Origin of the sequence: Oceanirhabdus seepicola, assembly GCF_023684385.1 — a bacterium.
Taxonomy (GTDB): domain Bacteria; phylum Bacillota; class Clostridia; order Clostridiales; family Clostridiaceae; genus Oceanirhabdus; species Oceanirhabdus seepicola.
Map to the genome: position 1 here is coordinate 139,203 of NZ_JAGSOJ010000006.1, position 16,970 is coordinate 156,172.

At 29.0% G+C, this 16,970-nt stretch carries 13 protein-coding genes; all 13 read left to right on the forward strand.

Going from position 1 to position 16,970, the window contains the following annotated elements:
• Positions 1-32: 32 nt before the first annotated feature.
• The 13 genes from KDK92_RS22470 (at position 33) to KDK92_RS22530 (ending at position 16,960) form a co-directional block, all read left to right on the forward strand.
• On the forward strand, positions 33-671 hold the full coding sequence (locus KDK92_RS22470) for an acetyltransferase (RefSeq protein ID WP_250861656.1): 639 nt from the start codon (positions 33-35) through the stop codon (positions 669-671).
• A 14-nt stretch (positions 672-685) separates the two neighbouring features.
• Positions 686-2,734, forward strand: coding sequence for a hypothetical protein (locus tag KDK92_RS22475; RefSeq protein WP_250861657.1), 2,049 nt, complete (start codon positions 686-688; stop codon positions 2,732-2,734).
• 8 nt (positions 2,735-2,742) lie between these two features.
• A complete protein-coding gene (locus KDK92_RS22480) occupies positions 2,743-4,176 on the forward strand; it encodes a lipopolysaccharide biosynthesis protein (protein WP_250861658.1) in 1,434 nt (477 codons plus the stop codon).
• A complete protein-coding gene (locus KDK92_RS22485; RefSeq protein WP_250861659.1) occupies positions 4,164-5,876 on the forward strand; it encodes a capsular polysaccharide export protein, LipB/KpsS family in 1,713 nt (570 codons plus the stop codon). Before KDK92_RS22480 ends, KDK92_RS22485 begins: the two co-directional genes overlap by 13 nt.
• Positions 5,877-5,892: 16 nt before the next feature.
• Complete coding sequence (locus tag KDK92_RS22490) at positions 5,893-7,485, forward strand: asparagine synthetase B family protein (protein WP_250861660.1); 1,593 nt, start codon at positions 5,893-5,895, stop codon at positions 7,483-7,485.
• A gap of 9 nt (positions 7,486-7,494) precedes the next feature.
• Positions 7,495-8,742 (forward strand): oligosaccharide flippase family protein, encoded by a 1,248-nt coding sequence (locus tag KDK92_RS22495; RefSeq protein ID WP_250861661.1) that lies wholly within the window; start codon positions 7,495-7,497, stop codon positions 8,740-8,742.
• An 11-nt stretch (positions 8,743-8,753) separates the two neighbouring features.
• Complete coding sequence (locus KDK92_RS24860; protein ID WP_250861662.1) at positions 8,754-9,833, forward strand: leucine-rich repeat domain-containing protein; 1,080 nt, start codon at positions 8,754-8,756, stop codon at positions 9,831-9,833.
• An 84-nt stretch (positions 9,834-9,917) separates the two neighbouring features.
• Positions 9,918-11,267 (forward strand): O-antigen polymerase, encoded by a 1,350-nt coding sequence (locus tag KDK92_RS22505; RefSeq protein WP_250861663.1) that lies wholly within the window; start codon positions 9,918-9,920, stop codon positions 11,265-11,267.
• A gap of 3 nt (positions 11,268-11,270) precedes the next feature.
• On the forward strand, positions 11,271-12,380 hold the full coding sequence (locus KDK92_RS22510; protein WP_476739438.1) for a glycosyltransferase family 1 protein: 1,110 nt from the start codon (positions 11,271-11,273) through the stop codon (positions 12,378-12,380).
• Between the two features lie 13 nt (positions 12,381-12,393).
• Entirely contained in the window at positions 12,394-13,467 is a 1,074-nt protein-coding gene (locus KDK92_RS22515) for a glycosyltransferase family 4 protein (RefSeq protein WP_250861664.1), read from the forward strand.
• A 22-nt stretch (positions 13,468-13,489) separates the two neighbouring features.
• Positions 13,490-14,542 (forward strand): non-hydrolyzing UDP-N-acetylglucosamine 2-epimerase, encoded by a 1,053-nt coding sequence (wecB, locus tag KDK92_RS22520; RefSeq protein WP_250861665.1) that lies wholly within the window; start codon positions 13,490-13,492, stop codon positions 14,540-14,542.
• A gap of 9 nt (positions 14,543-14,551) precedes the next feature.
• The gene (locus KDK92_RS22525; RefSeq protein WP_250861666.1) at positions 14,552-15,775 is read left to right on the forward strand and encodes a glycosyltransferase family 4 protein; all 1,224 of its coding nucleotides are present in this window, start codon (positions 14,552-14,554) and stop codon (positions 15,773-15,775) included.
• Positions 15,776-15,793: 18 nt separating this feature from the next.
• Positions 15,794-16,960 carry a DegT/DnrJ/EryC1/StrS family aminotransferase gene (locus tag KDK92_RS22530; protein ID WP_250861667.1) on the forward strand — a complete coding sequence of 389 codons (1,167 nt, stop codon included), beginning with the start codon at positions 15,794-15,796 and terminating at the stop codon, positions 16,958-16,960.
• The last annotated feature ends 10 nt before the right edge of the window (positions 16,961-16,970 follow it).

Sequence of the window (16,970 nt, forward strand, 5' to 3'; positions counted from 1 at the left end):
GAAGCGTATTTTATTGGAACGGAGAAATCTATATGGAGAAAATTGTATTAATTGGCGGCGGAGGGCATTGTAAAGTCATAATAGACATCATTAGGATGGGGAAAAAATATGAAATATTGGGTATAATAGATAATAATAGAAGTGGGGTTTTGGGGATTCCTGTAATAGGTAAAGATGAAGATCTAGAGAAAATTTTTCTAAGAGGTGTTACTAATGCTGCTATTTGTGTAGGGGGATTAAATAATCCGAATATACGATGGAGGATTTATGAACACTTAAAAGGTATTGGATTTAAGTTACCTATACTTATACATCCTAAAGCGTATGTTTCAGATTTCTCTAAATTAGGAGAAGGAACATGCGTTATGGCAGGAACTATGATAAATCCAGAAGTTCATGTAGGTAAAATCAACATATTAAATACAGGTGCAATCATTGAACATGATTGTGAAATAGGAGATAATGCACATATAAGTCCAGGAGTAGTTCTGTGTGGCGGAAGTAATATCGGTTGCAATACTCAGATTGGTGCAAATGCGGTTGTAATTCAAGGGGTTTCTATTGAAGAAAACTGCATAATAGGAGCTGGTTCAGTAGTTACTAGAGATATTCAAGTGAATTCAATTGCTTATGGAAATCCAGCAAGAGTTACCCGTAAAAATTTTGATTAGTTTAGGAGTTTAATATGATATCTAGATTAGAGAGTATAAATTTATTTCTTAAAGAAAAAAAACTATTTTTTATTATTAACGTCTTAATAATATGTGGTTTGATATTTTCCTTGATTTATAGAGAGGGAGAAGGGATATCTTTAATAAAATACTTAATTTCACAGTTGTTTTTAATCTACGGTCAAGGGGTTGTTTTAACATGGGTTTTAAGTATTAAAAAAGATCAAGTAGTTACATTAGTTATAAACTATTTTCTTGGTATCTCTTTAGTTATTTTTGAATATTTAATTTCAATGAGTTTATTTCATCAGTGGAGATTATTATATATTGGATATGTAATAGGTACAATAGGAGTAATTATCTCATTTAGGAATTTCAAACTCAAGAAATTATTTAGTGGATTAAATAATGGACTAGTAACTGTATTCTGTATAATGTGGATTTCTACATTCTTTTCTCTCTATATAAAGAACTCAATGCCCGATGTAATTGGAAGAAGTGGTATAAATCAAGATTTATTATGGAGTATTGGAAATACTGAAGCTCTAATGAGAAGTTATCCACCAATAGATTCAAGAATGAATGGGATTCCCTTTACATATCACTATTTTGTTAATATTTATTATGCTGTTATTTCATTAACTACAGGAATTGATCCAACTAAGCTATTTTTTGCTTACGGGTATATAGTAAAAATGTTATTCCTTGTGTTATGTATTTTTAGTTTTGGAAAGAGCTATTTAAAGAGCAATATTGGAGCAGGTATGCTCACTTTTATATATTTCTTCACCAATTGTTTTAGTTTAAATAGAGCTTATAGCAATGGATATGGTGTGTTTATGAATTCAAACCTAAGGCAACTTACAGATGGAGCCTTTGGATTTGAGATGTCAATTGCATTACTAATGGTAGTATTTATGTTTTTATTTTACGCGTTAGAAGAAAGGGAATGGAAGAAGTATATATTACCTAGTTTAATGGTCTTCTTCGCTCTGAGTGGGACAAAAGGCCCTCTAGCACTTATGGTTATCTTGATATTGTTTACTGTGTTGATTATTGAGTTTATTATTAAAAAGAAAATCAACAAAAAAGGATTGACTTTATTAGTAAGCTTTGTGCTTATCTTCGCTATATTATTTGCTTTTATATTGAAAAGCGGAAGTGGAGATTTGAATTTTGAGTTAGGATACATAGCTAAAGATAGTCTGATTGGTAGAAAAGTCATAGGTTTAATAGGTGATGGTATTCTGACTAGAATAATGATTATACCATTGCATTTCTACCTTTATCTCCCGTTAGCATCAATTCCGTTTGTAATTTGGTTTTGGATGAGAGGGGGGAAAATAAATCAATGCAATACAAATGAATTACTTATAGGGGGAATGGCTGTATTAGGTATAATATGTGCTTATATGTTTAGCCATTATGGACACTCAGAAATTTATTTTATTATGACGGCAATACCTTTCATGGAAATTGCAGCAGTTGAATTTCTTATGAATAATAAACTAAATAAAATACTTAAGGTAATAATAATGATATCCTTTATTGTAGGGGTTACTACCTCCTATTATTCTATAAAGGGTCGAATAGATATAGGTATGAAATATAATGAAATAATAAAGAGTAAAATTGAATTTACAAAGGGGTATCACCCAAATACCATTACATATAAAGAATATGAAGGAATCAAATGGATTAAAGATAACACTTCAGAGGATTCTGTTATATTAAGCGATAGATACTATATTAGTGATAATAAAGTGGATAAAACTGCTAGATATTTTTATTATAGCACTTTCAGTAACAGGCAGTTCTATCTTGAAGGATATTTTTATTTTTATGCACCAGAGGAATATAAAGCACAGGTAGATAAGAAAAAAGAAATCGCTGATAAAATATATAAATATGGTGATGCACTTCTTGCAAAAGAACAAGGAATAAATTATATTATAATCTCTGAAAATCTATATGATGAAGAAAAAGAACTTAAAAATCAGAATTATATTAAAGTATTCGATAATGAGGAAATGAAAATTTATAAAGTAAATGACGGGGAATAGGGATTGTTATGAGTAGAATTAAAAAATTAATGGAGAATAAGTTTATACGGGGTGGAAGTTTTTTAACTGTTTCAACAATTTTGAGTCAGGTAATATCTTTTATATTTATTAATATCTATGTAGTTAATATTATGCCAGCAGTGCAATTGGGTAATTTTGGGTTATACCTAAGAACCCTTTCTATACTTAATATTATAGGAACAGTAAATCTAAGCAGTAGCATTATGAGAGGTAAGTTTGAATTTGAGAATGAGTTTGATTCCTTTTTTAAATCAATAATAATAGTGGGAATTGTATTTAGTGCGATTTCTTCTTCCGTATTTATGGTAGCTATTATTATTATAAAAGAACTTGGAGTATTCGAAACCTCATATTTAAGTATTCCGATAATTGTATTTATGGGGATACATTCAATTATGTTATTTCTATATAATTGTAATATGAATAAGCTTACAGCCACATATAAACATAAAGAATTTGCAATTATTGATGTTTTAAAAACTCTTATTACGGTAACTACTGTAATTATATTTTTCTTTGTGTTTAATTGGGATACATATATTGAAAGAGTAGCAGGTACTGTTCTAACAATGGTAGGATTTTCAATTTTTTTCTTAATAAAGAATAGGAAAACTAAGTTTAAATTTAAGAAAGAATATTTAATCTTTGCAACAACATATAGTATTCCTCTGATTTTGCATTCACTTTCTACGACTATATTAAATTATTTTGATAGTTTTGTTTTAAAAGGATATGAAGTAAGTGGACACTTAGATGCTGGAACCCAAGGGGTATACACTTATGCATATAGCATAGTAATGATAATAAGCACTATATGGACTATACTTAATAAGTTATGGACACCATGGTTTTTCGAAAAAATGAGGGAGAAAGATACTGAGAAAATCAAAAAAGTTGCGGAGCAATATGTTGTTATTTTTTCCTTTTTATTTTTTGCATTTCTTATGGCGGTCCCAGAAATGAAATTTTTCTTAAAAAATAAGAGTTTTTCACATGCTTTTATATACATTCCGATAGCAGCAGCAGGGTTTTATTTTCTCTTTTTATATAGCTTTCTATCAAACACTGAATTTTATCATAAGAATACAAAATATTTTAGTTTGGGAGCAATAATAGCAGGAGTCAGTAATATTGTATTAAATCTTATATTTATTCCTATATATGGGGATATAGCAGCAGCTATAACTACATTAATAAGTTATGTGATACTATTTTTATACCATATTCTTATAAATGATTTTATTCTCAAGAATAAGATATTTTCATACACAATGTACCTTAAAGGGATAATATTAATGGGATTATCAGTATTTACTTACTATTCCTTATTAGAGTATACTTTAATAAGGTGGGGAATATTAATGGTAACCACAGGTGTTATATATATAATTTACAGAAGGAAGATATCATGGTTGAATTAATTTATAGAGAAAATAAAAAGATTATAAAAATTGATGGTATTGAAAAGTTCATTTATGAGGAACTTGGATATATAGATATTAGAGAAATATGTGGACAATTTCTTAGGGAGATTGAGAAACAATCATTTATGAATATGAGATTGGAAGATATATTTATATATGAGAATATACCATTATACATATTTATGAGACCAGCTTTTTCAGTATGGCTGAGTAGTAAAATTGAATTGATATATATACTTAAATATTTGAATGATAAATATGAGGATATTTTAATCAAAACTGATAATGAGGAATTAAAAGAAATAAATAATGAGTTCTTTAATCTTGAGTTGATTATGGTGGAAAAAGAAAATGATAACTCCAAAATTAAGAAGAAAAGCAAGAACGTTTTTGGGTACTTTAAACGATTATGTAAGGGGATAGGGAGTGCTGTTTCCTTTTTACTGTGTAAAAAGGAGCGGATGGTAATGTACTCAATGGCCTCTACAATAGCTGAAAGTAAAAAGGGTGGGGTTTATAGAGATTATCTCTATGGAGATTTACAGAAAGAGTTAGAATCAAAGTATTCTATCATGAATATACAGCTTTTACAAAGTGAAAAAGAGTTGTACAAGAGTGGCAAAGCTGCGTATAAGGTGGTTCCATTAGAATTATTTATATTGTATAAAAAGATATTTATGAAAAATCCTAAGGAATATAATAAAATTAAAAGAAATTTGGATGTTATTGATAATATTGAGTTTATATTTGAAGGTTTTGATTTAAAGGGTATGGTAAAGGGCTTTATGAAAAATAGAGGAGAATCTATTTGTAAATCATATCTTAAAGAGATTATCTTATTTCAGAGATTCTTTAAAAAATTTGGTGTAAAAAAATGTATTGCAATTGATGAGGGGGATAGGGGAAGATGTTTAATTTCCGCTGGAAACTTAGTAGATATAAATACTTATGCAATACAACATGGTATAATAGTTAGAAACTCACATTCTTACCATCTCACAACGGAAAATAAGAAGGTTATTCCAAAGACAACATTTCTTTGGGGTGAAAATTACAAGAAGTTGTTAAGCGAAATGACGGATGTATATGGAGAAAATAACCTTTCCGTAGTTGGAAATATTAGAAGTGATGAGTTAAGAAAATCAATTATTGAGAAAAAGATAGAAGATAAAAGTGAAGAGAGGATTAAAATACTATTTTTATCTCAATATATGGATGATTTAGTTTATATGGCTGGAAATATTCTCTTTGATGGACTAAAAAGGTTGAAAAGAGATTATGAGTTAGTAATTAAGTTGCATCCAGGAGATAATAAATACAGAGAGTATTATGAAGAGGAAATAAAGAAGAAAAATATTAATGGCAAAATAGTTAAAGATAAGGATTTATATGAAATGATTAATGAGTGCCATTGTGTAGTTAGCGTCCATTCCACAGCGGTCCTTGAAGCTGCCTTATTGAAAAAACCATCAATATGTTTAAGGTTACCTAAATATGACGATGTATGTAAATTTGTTGAAGATGGTATATCTAAAGGGGCACGTAATGGAGACGAACTTATTGCTCTAATTATGAAATTTGAAGAGGAGTTTGGAAAGGATTATCATGATAAGATGGCGAATTATATAAAAAATGCGTTTTTTGTTGGAAATGATAAGTCAAGTAAAATGATAAGTGCTGAGATTGAGAAAATTTGAATAAGAGGTCATAAATATGATTTTAACTATAAATAGAGGATCAACACTAAAAAACAATATTGTATTTGAAGGATATTATGTTCATGAGGAACATGGAATAGTTACTGCAAAAGAAGATATTTTTGAGAGTGAGTATGTTGACAAAAATAGATATTCTTTAAATGGACTTTTTCGATTGATAAAAATTAATGAAGACAGTGTAGAACTGATAGTAGATAGATATAGAAGTATGCCTATATTTTATATTAAAAGAGAGGATAGATTAATTGTTTCAACAGATTTCTTTGACCTATATAGAGAAGCTGCTAAGTGTGGATTTGAGTTAACGATAGATGATATAGCCGCTAATAACTATATAAGATTTGGATATGTACCTCATGAGAATACTATTATTAACGAGATAAAAGAGTTGCCATGTGGCACTAGTATGAAAATAAATAACAGTGAATTAAATATTGAAACTGATAAGTATTGGGAATTTGAATATAAAGAGAATAAAGATTTTAATAAAAAAAGAGAATGTGAAAATTTAAAAGAAATTTATGATTGTATATTTAGGGATTATTGTAAGTACATAAATAGAAATGGTAAAAGAATTAATTTTGCTCTAAGTGGTGGATTAGATTCACGACTTGTATTGGGCGGTATCATGAAATTTATAGATGATAAATCTAAAATAGTACTTAATACATTTGGAAACATATATAGTGAGGATGTTAGAATTCCATACAAGATTGCTCACACGCATGGTTTAAAACTAAAACATTTTGCAATAAGTGAATTCAATAATATGTTTAATGAAAATGATATAATGACAAATGCAACCCAAGGAAGAAGCCTTTGTCATTATCAAGATGGATTTCCATTGATTGAGAATCAAAAACTGAAGAGAGATGATAGTTGGTTCTTTGGACATACAGGAGATTTCATAGGTGGAGGACATATAAGCAGAAAAGTTTATTATTCCCCTGAGGGAAGATATGATGGACAATTTCTTGAACTTATTTTGCATAAACATTCTTTTGATGGCAAAAACAATAAGTTTTATGAAATAGATGGCATGGCGAATCTTAGAAAAGAAAAATTACTTAGTGAGCTTGATAGATGGGATATGGAAAATAGACAAAGTAAGTTCATTTTAAATGACTGTGCTACATATCGTCAGTTTGATAACTTGGTATTTCTCCCTTTGTGGGATAATAGGCTTATAGATTTCTTTTTGAAAGTTCCACTGAAATATAAAGTTGAAAAGGTAATATATAATGAGGTTTCTATTGAGTATCTTAAGGAGTTAAACCTTAATTCTTATTTAAATAAAAATTACTATAAAAAAGACAGTGTTTTGCATCTTATAAAAAATAAGTTTAAATTGATGACTAAGTCAAGTGACAAGCTTATGCTATCACATGGATTTAATGTGTATTTCAGTACTAGCTATGTTCAGAATAATGTTGAAAAAATTATTGAAGAAATAAAAAGAAAAAACATAAAAATTGAAAAATCCAATACCACACATTTTAATTATTATCTTTCTCTAATAGAACTAAATAAGATGACCGATAAACTGATAAACATAAAACAAAGTTTATCAGATGAAAAGTTAGGGTAAGGTGTGTATATGAGTTATAGAAAGAATATTGTAAGCAACTTTAAAACTCAGATTATGGTTTCTGTTCTAGCATTCATGACAAGTATTATAATTGCAAGATCTTTAGGACCAGAAAATAAAGGGTATGTTGGATATATAATTTTAATATTTACGCTTATAGGAGAATATGGTAATTTAGGAGTGTTGAAAGCTAGTATCTTTTTTCAAAAACGAAGTAATTATGATGAGGAATATGTCTTTATAAATAATCAGACATTTTTACTTTTAAACTTTATATTTATATCTTTAATTATAATAATTCTTAAAGTTACGGGAAAATTTTTTATTAATTATAATGCTTTTCACATCATATGTGGATTGATAATAATTTTCTTCACCTTTTCAAATTTGAATATGAATAATTTTTATATTGGGAATGAGAGAATACGAGAAAGTAACAAATTTAATATTATAATGAGTTTATTTAAGTCCATATCTTACTTCATTCTATGGATAATAGGCAGACTAGATGTTAATACATATTTATTTGTTTTTGCATTTTCAATGGTGATTTTAGCAATATTTTTATATCGAAATTTAAATATCACTATGAAATTTCATATTGATATGAAGTTAATAAAAAAACAGATTAGTTTTGGTTTTGCAATTTATTTGTCTACATTATTTATTTATATGAATTATAGAATGGATCAATTCTTTATAAAAAATATGTTAGGTGAGAGAGCCATGGGAATATATTCGGTATCAGTTTCCTTAGCAGAATTGTTGTTTTTAATACCTGGAAGTGTTGGAACTGCTATATTAGGGAGATTATATAATATTGATTCTGCCCAAAGCACAGAAAGAAAAGAGGTTACAGCTAAAACTGTAAAATATACATTTTATATATGTCTTATACTTGGACTTATTGGAATGGCAATGACACCTTTGATTCCATTTGTGTATGGGCAAGAGTATGCTGATGCGAGTTTACCTACACTTATACTATTTATAGGAATAATTTTTGCTTCAATTGGAAAAGTCTCATCATCTTATTTTCAGAGTATAGGAAATACAAGAAACCATCTTTTAATTACTACAACTATATTTACAGTAAATTTAATATTGAATTATATACTCATTCCTAAAATGGGGATAGTTGGAGCAGCTGTTGCTTCGTCTGTATCTTATTCAGTATACGGATTACTATATGTAATAACATTCATAAAAGTAGAGAAATTTAAACTTGAAGATTTTTTTAAGTTAAGAAAAAGATAGGAGTGGATATTGTGTTAGAAAAAGCAAAGAAAATATCAAAGAACAAAAAGATAATTATTCCACTTATAGTAATAATTATAATAGTCGTAAGTATAGTAATTCCTAAACTAATGCCTGCAAAGGAAAAAATCGAATTACCATATGCTAATAATATTGTGAAATTTGAAGATAAAAACCTTGAAAGAATTATTAGGTATAAAATAGGTAGATTTTGGGGTGATATCTATACTGAAGATGTTATTGCATTTGAAAGTTTAAATATATCAGGTAAGGATATAAAATCCCTAAAGGGATTAGAGGAATTTTGGAGATTAACATCACTTATAGCTAATAATAATGAAATAGAAAATATTGAAGCTTTAAAGAGGCTTGATAAATTAATTCATGTGGAATTATCAGGAAATAGTATAAAAGATATATCTACCTTTGAAGAGAATATTAACATTCAAACTTTGAAGTTAAATAATAATAGGATAAATAATATTGATGCATTATCGAATACGAATATCAAGAGTTTATATATCGATAATAATCATATTTATGATCTTAAGCCACTGAGGAGTATGGAATCTTTAGATATCTTAAGTATAAGGAATAACTTTTTGAAATCGTACGATGATATACTTACACTGACACATCTAGAATATCTAGATTTAAGTGGAAATAGCATCAGTGATATTAAAGGAATTGAGAATTTAAGTGAACTTAAAAAACTCAAATTATCGGGAAATGGAATTGAAAACTTGAAATATATCTTAGAACTTGAAAAATTACAAATGCTAGATTTAAGTAATAATAAGATTGAGAATCTTGAGGGAATAGAGAAACTAGAAAATTTAACAAATCTTGATCTATCAAAAACTTTTATTAAAGATATTTCCCCAATAAAAGAACTTAAAGAGTTAGAAGCAATTGATTTAAGAATAACACCTGTAAAAAATATTCAAACACTAGCCTCTTTGGATAACTTAATTGAGATATTCCTTGAGAAGGAAATAGATAGAACACCAATAAAGGGTTTTTATAATAAGTTACAGAGAGCTGATGAGTATACAAAAGCATATTTGATTGAAAACAATTATTATAAATAATATAAATTTAATAATATAGAGATTATATGTTCTTTGATAGTTGTTCTTTGTAATAATTAGTCTAAAGTTGAGGTTGTGATGATTTTGAGTATTAAAATTTTAATAATATTAGTAGTGTTCTCCATTAGCACGTACTTATTTCGCAAAGCTAGTGGAACATTGGCACTTAATAAATTAAATATTGTATCGTATATATATTATCTTTTTATGATAACTGCTTTTATTGGTGGAAGTTTAATTTTCTTAGGATTTAGAGAACATTATTTGATAAAATCTATGATGATAAATGATTCTACTATCAATATTACCTTTATGTTCATTATGTATTGTGCTATAATGCTACCATTAACAATGGTTATATTCTTTAGAATATTTAAAGCGAATTCTAAGAAAGAGTATAATAATTATCTTAAAAAAGATATCATTATTGAATATGAAAGAGAAGCATTCTTGCTTATAAGCTTGGCTTCTATTTTATGCATTTTACTTAGTGTATATATGTTTATAAAAATGGGTAGAGTTCCATTGGTGGATTTGGTTTTTAATCGTGGAGCTGATACAGGTACCTTGAGACATGAAATTACAAGTACTTTATATTTGAATCCATATATTAAAAATTTATTTATATTAACATTAACACCATTGTTGTCTTATTTTACGTTCATATACGCAAATATTACAAGAGATAAGAAATGGATAATGTTATTTGCTCTATTATTTGTTACTAGTATTTTTGTTAAAACTTATGATTATTCTAAGTCACCTGTGGTATTTTATATGGTTATATTTATATTTATTCATATTCTGATATATGGTAAAATCTCAAATAAATTGCTGATACCATGTGGAATAGGGTGTGTAGGAGTAATATTGTTTATGTATGCGAGAAGCGGATTCAATATGGAAAACTTATTTGATATATATAATGGACCTATAGGAAGAACAATATTTACATCTATTGGAACATTATTTCTACATTTTGATTTATTTCCAACATTTTTACCTTTCCTTGGTGGAAGAAGTTTATCGCCTACTGTAATGAGTTTACTAACAGAAAATATGACTCACATAAGGTCTGGTAGAGTAGTTATGGAGTTTTATTCCCCATTTAGAGTTCATGCTGGAACTGCAGGTGTAATGAATTCGAATTTTATGGGTGAGGCATATGCAAACTTTGGATATAGTGGAGCTCTATTGGCACCAATATATGTTGGGATTTTATTAGCACTAGCATATTTTGTATTTTTAAGAATGAAGAAGAAGCCTGATAATATTATGATATATATTGCATTAGTTGTTTTTTTTAGTACTACACTAAATGGAGGATTTTCCGATTATGTGTACAATTTCAATATTATTTTTATAATAATTGGCTTAATTGTATTTAAATTTCTTGTTAGAACATTGAATAGATTTACCAATAAAGAGAATTAAGGAATGAGTGATATTTTGAATAAGAAGAGATGTATTTTTCACGTCCCATTTTTTGTTGATAAAAATAGACCTTCAGGCACTAATATAAGACCAATTAAAATAATCGAAGGATTAGAAAAGTGCGATTATATTGTTGATGTCATTTGGGGATATGGGAAAGAACGAAAAGAAGTAATCAATAAAATAAAGAAAAATATAAATAATGGAATAAAGTATGACTTTATATATAGTGAAAGTTCTACAGAACCTACATTATTAACTGAAAAAGATCATATTCCAAGGTATCCATTCATGGACTTTGGGTTTATGAAGTTTTGTAAAAAAAAGGGGATTAAAATTGGATTGTTTTATAGGGACATTTATTGGAGATTTCCCATATATAATAAGGTTCCATTCATTAAACGAAATTTAGCTAAATGTTTTTATAGGTTTGATCTTTTAAATTACAAAGGCATTTTAGATATACTATATCTTCCACATAAAAAAATGGAAGAATACATACCAATTAAAATCAAGACTAGAATTGAAGAACTTCCGCCAGCCGTAAATGAAATTGAATTTAAGAAGAATACTCTTGAATCTTACCCATTAAAGATGTTTTATGTTGGCGGTGTATCAGGGCTATATGATATGACCGAGCTTTTCAAAGTTTTTAATGAATTTAAAGAAGGTCAGTTGACTGTTTGTTGCAGAGAAAACGAATGGAATAGTGTTAAGGAAAAATATGTAGATTTAATGAGTGATAATATAGAAATTATTCATAAAAAAGGTGAAGAGTATGCACCATACATTAATAGGAGTCATATATGTTCATTGCTTTTCCAACCAAGCGAATATAGAAAATTTGCTATGCCTTTGAAATTGTTTGAATATATGTCATATGGGAAACCAATGATATCATCGAAGGGTACTGCTACAGGGGAGTTTATTGAAAAAAAGAAAATTGGGTGGCAAATTGATTATAATAAAGATGATATATTTAGTGTTTTGAAAAAACTTAGTGTGAATTTTGAGGAAATAGACTTGAAGCAAAAAGAAATACTTAACATATTAGATGAAAACACATGGGTAAGTAGAGCAGAAAAAATCATAAGAGATCTTACTCAATGTTAAGATGGAGGAGTTTATGAAGATATGTTTTTTAGCGGATGCTAGTAGCAGTCACACTATTAAATGGTGTGATTTTTTTAAGAAAAGAGGATATGAGGTTCATGTGATATCATTTAACTACGGAGAAATTGCAGGGGTTACAGTGCATACGTTAGGTGTAGAAAAAAAAGATATGAATACTGATACCTCTCTAAAAAAAATAAGATATATAACTAAATTTTTTGAGATAAAAAAGTTGATAAAAAAAATATCTCCAGATATATTACATGCCCATTATGCCTCTAGTTATGGTTTGATTGGGGCGCTTTCATCATTTCACCCCTATATTTTATCAGTTTGGGGAAGTGATGTTTACTTATTTCCAAAGAAGGGAAAAATATTTAAGAAAATACTAGAGTTTAACTTGAAAAAAGCAGATGTAATCTTCTCAACAAGCAAAGATATGGCTGTAGAAGCTAATAAGTATACAAAGAAGCAAATTATTTTAACTCCTTTTGGAATAGATATTGAAAAATTTAAACCATATCCTGTAGTAAAGAGTGATGAAAAAATTAGAATATGCATTGTAAAATCTCTTGAGAAGGTATATGGGATAGATTTAGCAATTAAAGCTTTTAGTGAACTATGTGAGAGATATGATAATCTAGAATTGTTTATAGGTGGAGATGGATCACAAAAAGAAGAACTATTAAAGTTGTCGAATGATTTAGGTCATATTGATAAAATTAATTTTTTAGGTAAATTAAATTGGAAAGAGATAGTTGATGTATATAATAGTTGTCACTTTGGCGTTTTCCCTTCAATGAGTGAGAGTTTTGGTGTGTCAGCATTAGAAGCTGAAGCTTGTGGGATTCCTGTAATTGTAAGTAACGCAGGGGGATTTCCAGAAGTTGTAGATAATAATAACAGTGGTTTTATCTTCGAAAAAGGTAATGTTGAAGAATTAAAGAAACTTATGGAAAAATTAATAAATGGTAAACAATTAAGAGATTCTATGGGACGAAGAGGAAGAGAGTTTGTTTTATCGAAGTATAAAGAAGAAGAGTGTTTCAAAGAAGTTATTAACATATATGACGAGATAATAAAATGATAGCAAAAGAGAGGTTTGGATTATGAAGATAATAACTGTTATAGGTGCACGACCACAATTTATTAAGTGTGCTGCAGTTTCAAAAGAATTAAGAAAAAAACATACAGAATTGATAATACATACTGGACAGCACTATGATGAAAATATGTCTAGTGTTTTCTTTGATGAACTTGAGATACCAAAGCCAGACTTTAATCTTGAAGTAGGATCAGGAAATCATGGAAAGCAAACAGGAGAAATGTTAAGTAAAATTGAAGAGATATATTTAAAAGAGAAACCAGATTTAGTGCTTGTTTATGGTGATACAAATTCTACCTTAGCAGGTGCACTAGCTGCAAGTAAATTACTTATCCCAGTTGCTCATGTTGAAGCAGGATTGAGAAGTAGAAATATGAATATGCCAGAAGAACAGAATAGAATACTTACGGATCATATATCTAAATATCTTTTTACTCCTACCAAAACCGCAGATGAGAATTTGAAGAATGAAGGGCTATCTAACATATTTAGTGTAGGAGATGTTATGTATGATGGAGTGCTATTCTTTTCGGAATTATCAAAGAAAAAATCTCAAATACTAGAGAAATCACATTTAAAGAAGAATGAATATATTTTAGCAACAATACATAGAGCAGAAAATACTAATCATCAAGATAGATTAAAGAGCATATTTAAAGGGCTTGAAGAGAGTGGAGAGAATATAATATTACCACTTCACCCAAGAACAAATAAATATATTAAAGAATACGGAATTGAGCTAGGGAAAAATATAAAAGTTATTGATCCAGTAGGATATTTAGATATGATAGCCTTAGAAAGTAACGCTAAGAAAATTGTAACTGATAGTGGCGGTGTGCAGAAGGAAGCGTTTTTTATGGGCGTACCATGTATAACACTTAGAGACGAAACTGAGTGGGTTGAGACTATCAGCAATGGTTGGAATGTTATTGTTGGAGCTGATAAAGGAATGATTGTTGAAAATATAAAGCATTTTAATCCAATCAGTGAGAGAATAAATGTCTTTGGAGAAGGAAACGCTTCAAAAAAAATAACGGATATCATCAGTAGTAAATAGGAGGGTAAAATGAATATAGTATTTTTAACGCAATATTGTCCTCCAGAAGTAGGAGCACCACAGAATAGAATATTTGAAATGGCTAAGCTACTAAAGAAAAAAGGGCATGAAGTTTCTATTCTTACCGCTTTTCCCAATTATCCAAGAGGAGAAATTTTCCCAGAGTATCAAGGACAGAAAAGTATGGTTGAAGAATTGGAAGGAATCAAAATAATAAGAACGTGGATAAGTCCAGCAAAGGAAAAGAGTTTTATTAAAAGGCTTATTGAATATTTTTCTTTTACAATATCATCTGTAGTACAGGGGAAAAAACTTGTAGGTAATCCAGATGTGATAATAACTGAATCACCACCTCTATTCTTAGGGTGGTCAGGATATAAATTGTGTAAAAAGACAGGGGCTAAATTTGTTTTCAATATATCGGACTTATGGCCAGAGTCAGCAGTTAAATTAGGAGCTCTTAATAACAAACTATTTATAAAAATGTCAACATGGCTTGAAGAGTTTTGTTATAAGAAGTCAAATATGATTTTAGGACAGACGCAAGGGATTATAGAAAATATAATTGACAGAGGATTTAACGAAGAAAAGATTCATTTAATAACTAATGGTGTTGATACATCTTTATTCTCAAAAAAATTCTATGATGAAAAATTTAGAGAAGAAATAGGAGTTGGAGAAAAATTCTTTGTAGGATATGCAGGTACACATGGACTTGCACAAGGTTTAGATAGTGTAATTGAGGCAGCTAGATTGATAAAGGATAATGATGATATACGTATTGTTCTAATTGGAGATGGTGCAGAGAAGAAAAAGCTTATGGAGATGGTTGAGGAATATAAGTTAGATAATGTGATATTTGTACCAATTCAACCTAAGAAGCATATGCCTAAAATTGTTGCTTCCATGGATGTAACCTTGATTCCATTAAAAAAGAAAGATATTTTCAAAGGTGCATTGCCATCAAAAATGTTTGAAGCATTAGTATCTGAAATTCCGGTAATACTAGGGGTAGAGGGCGAGGCTGAAAGGTTAATTAATAATGCACATGCTGGGATACCTGTTGAGCCTGAGAATAGTGAAGAGATGGCGGCGGCTATACTGAAATTATATAACGATAGAGCTTTGCTTAAAAGTATGGGTAAAAATGGGAAAAAATATGTGGATGAGCATTACAATAGAATAAAAATTGCTGATAAGCTGGAAAAACTTTTAATAGAAGTATGTAAATAATGAACAGGAGATGATGGAATGGAGAAAAGAGCTGAATTCCTTAAATATTATGATGCATTAATTGAAGAAAGTGATATTGAATCTATTATTGCAACTTTAAAAAGTGGATGGTTATCAAGAGGTAAAGTAACTAATGAGTTTGAAGAAAAATTTAAAGATCTTGTGGGAGCAAAATATGCTGTAGCAATGAATTCAGCAACAGCAGCATTACATACATCACTAATATGTGCTGGAGTAGGTGAAGGTGATGAGGTTATAACAACACCTCTTACATTTGCAGCTTCTGCAAATACTATTATACATACTGGAGCAACACCTGTTTTTGTGGATATAGATCCTGAAACTAAATGTATTGATCCAGAAAAAATCAGAGAGAAAATTACAGATAGAACGAAAGCAATTGTTCCAGTTCATTTTGCAGGGCATGCTTGTGATATGGATAAGATTATGAAGATAGCAGAAGAGCATAACCTATTTATTTCAGAGGATGGTGCTCACGCTACTTATACTAAATATAAGGATAAAATGATCGGTAGTATAGGAAATACAACTTCATTCAGTTTTTATTATACTAAAAATTTATGTACTGGAGAAGGTGGAATACTAACTACGGATGATGAGAATATTGCAAATATGGCTAGAGAAGTAAGTCTTCATGGAATGACTAAAAACGCTTGGAATAGATATGGTAAAAAAGGTAGTTGGAGATATGATATTAGTTATCCTGGATTTAAATATAATATGACAGGATTGCAAGCAGGACTTGGTTTAGCGCAATTAGGTAAATTAGAGTGTATGCAAGAGAGAAGAGAAGAATTAGCTAGACTCTATAGTGAAGGATTTAAGGAATGTGAATTTGTAAGAATTCCAAAGGTGAAATCTTACACAAGACATGCATGGCACTTATACGCAATTGAACTTGAAATTGAGAAATTATCAATTGATAGAGATGAGTTTATTCAAGAACTTAATGAAATGAATGTTGGAACTAGTGTGCATTTTATTCCAGTACATCTTATGAGTTATTATAAAGAGCGTTTTTCTTATAAAGAGGGAGACTTCCCGGTTTGTGAAGATTATTTTAATAGGACTATTTCACTTCCGTTTTATCCAAAGATGAAAGATGAAGATGTAAAATATGTTATAGATTGTGTTAAATATATTTGTGATAAATATAAAAAATAATGGTGGGAAT

What these genes read in the sequence shown, in the direction of transcription:
- KDK92_RS22470 (WP_250861656.1), top strand. Translation starts at nt 33, where the DNA reads ATGGAGAAAATTGTATTAATTGGCGGCGGAGGGCATTGTAAAGTCATA.
- KDK92_RS22475 (WP_250861657.1), top strand. Translation starts at nt 686, where the DNA reads ATGATATCTAGATTAGAGAGTATAAATTTATTTCTTAAAGAAAAAAAA.
- KDK92_RS22480 (WP_250861658.1), top strand. Translation starts at nt 2,743, where the DNA reads ATGAGTAGAATTAAAAAATTAATGGAGAATAAGTTTATACGGGGTGGA.
- KDK92_RS22485 (WP_250861659.1), top strand. Translation starts at nt 4,164, where the DNA reads ATGGTTGAATTAATTTATAGAGAAAATAAAAAGATTATAAAAATTGAT.
- KDK92_RS22490 (WP_250861660.1), top strand. Translation starts at nt 5,893, where the DNA reads ATGATTTTAACTATAAATAGAGGATCAACACTAAAAAACAATATTGTA.
- KDK92_RS22495 (WP_250861661.1), top strand. Translation starts at nt 7,495, where the DNA reads ATGAGTTATAGAAAGAATATTGTAAGCAACTTTAAAACTCAGATTATG.
- KDK92_RS22510 (WP_476739438.1), top strand. Translation starts at nt 11,271, where the DNA reads ATGAGTGATATTTTGAATAAGAAGAGATGTATTTTTCACGTCCCATTT.
- KDK92_RS22515 (WP_250861664.1), top strand. Translation starts at nt 12,394, where the DNA reads ATGAAGATATGTTTTTTAGCGGATGCTAGTAGCAGTCACACTATTAAA.
- wecB (WP_250861665.1), top strand. Translation starts at nt 13,490, where the DNA reads ATGAAGATAATAACTGTTATAGGTGCACGACCACAATTTATTAAGTGT.
- KDK92_RS22525 (WP_250861666.1), top strand. Translation starts at nt 14,552, where the DNA reads ATGAATATAGTATTTTTAACGCAATATTGTCCTCCAGAAGTAGGAGCA.
- KDK92_RS22530 (WP_250861667.1), top strand. Translation starts at nt 15,794, where the DNA reads ATGGAGAAAAGAGCTGAATTCCTTAAATATTATGATGCATTAATTGAA.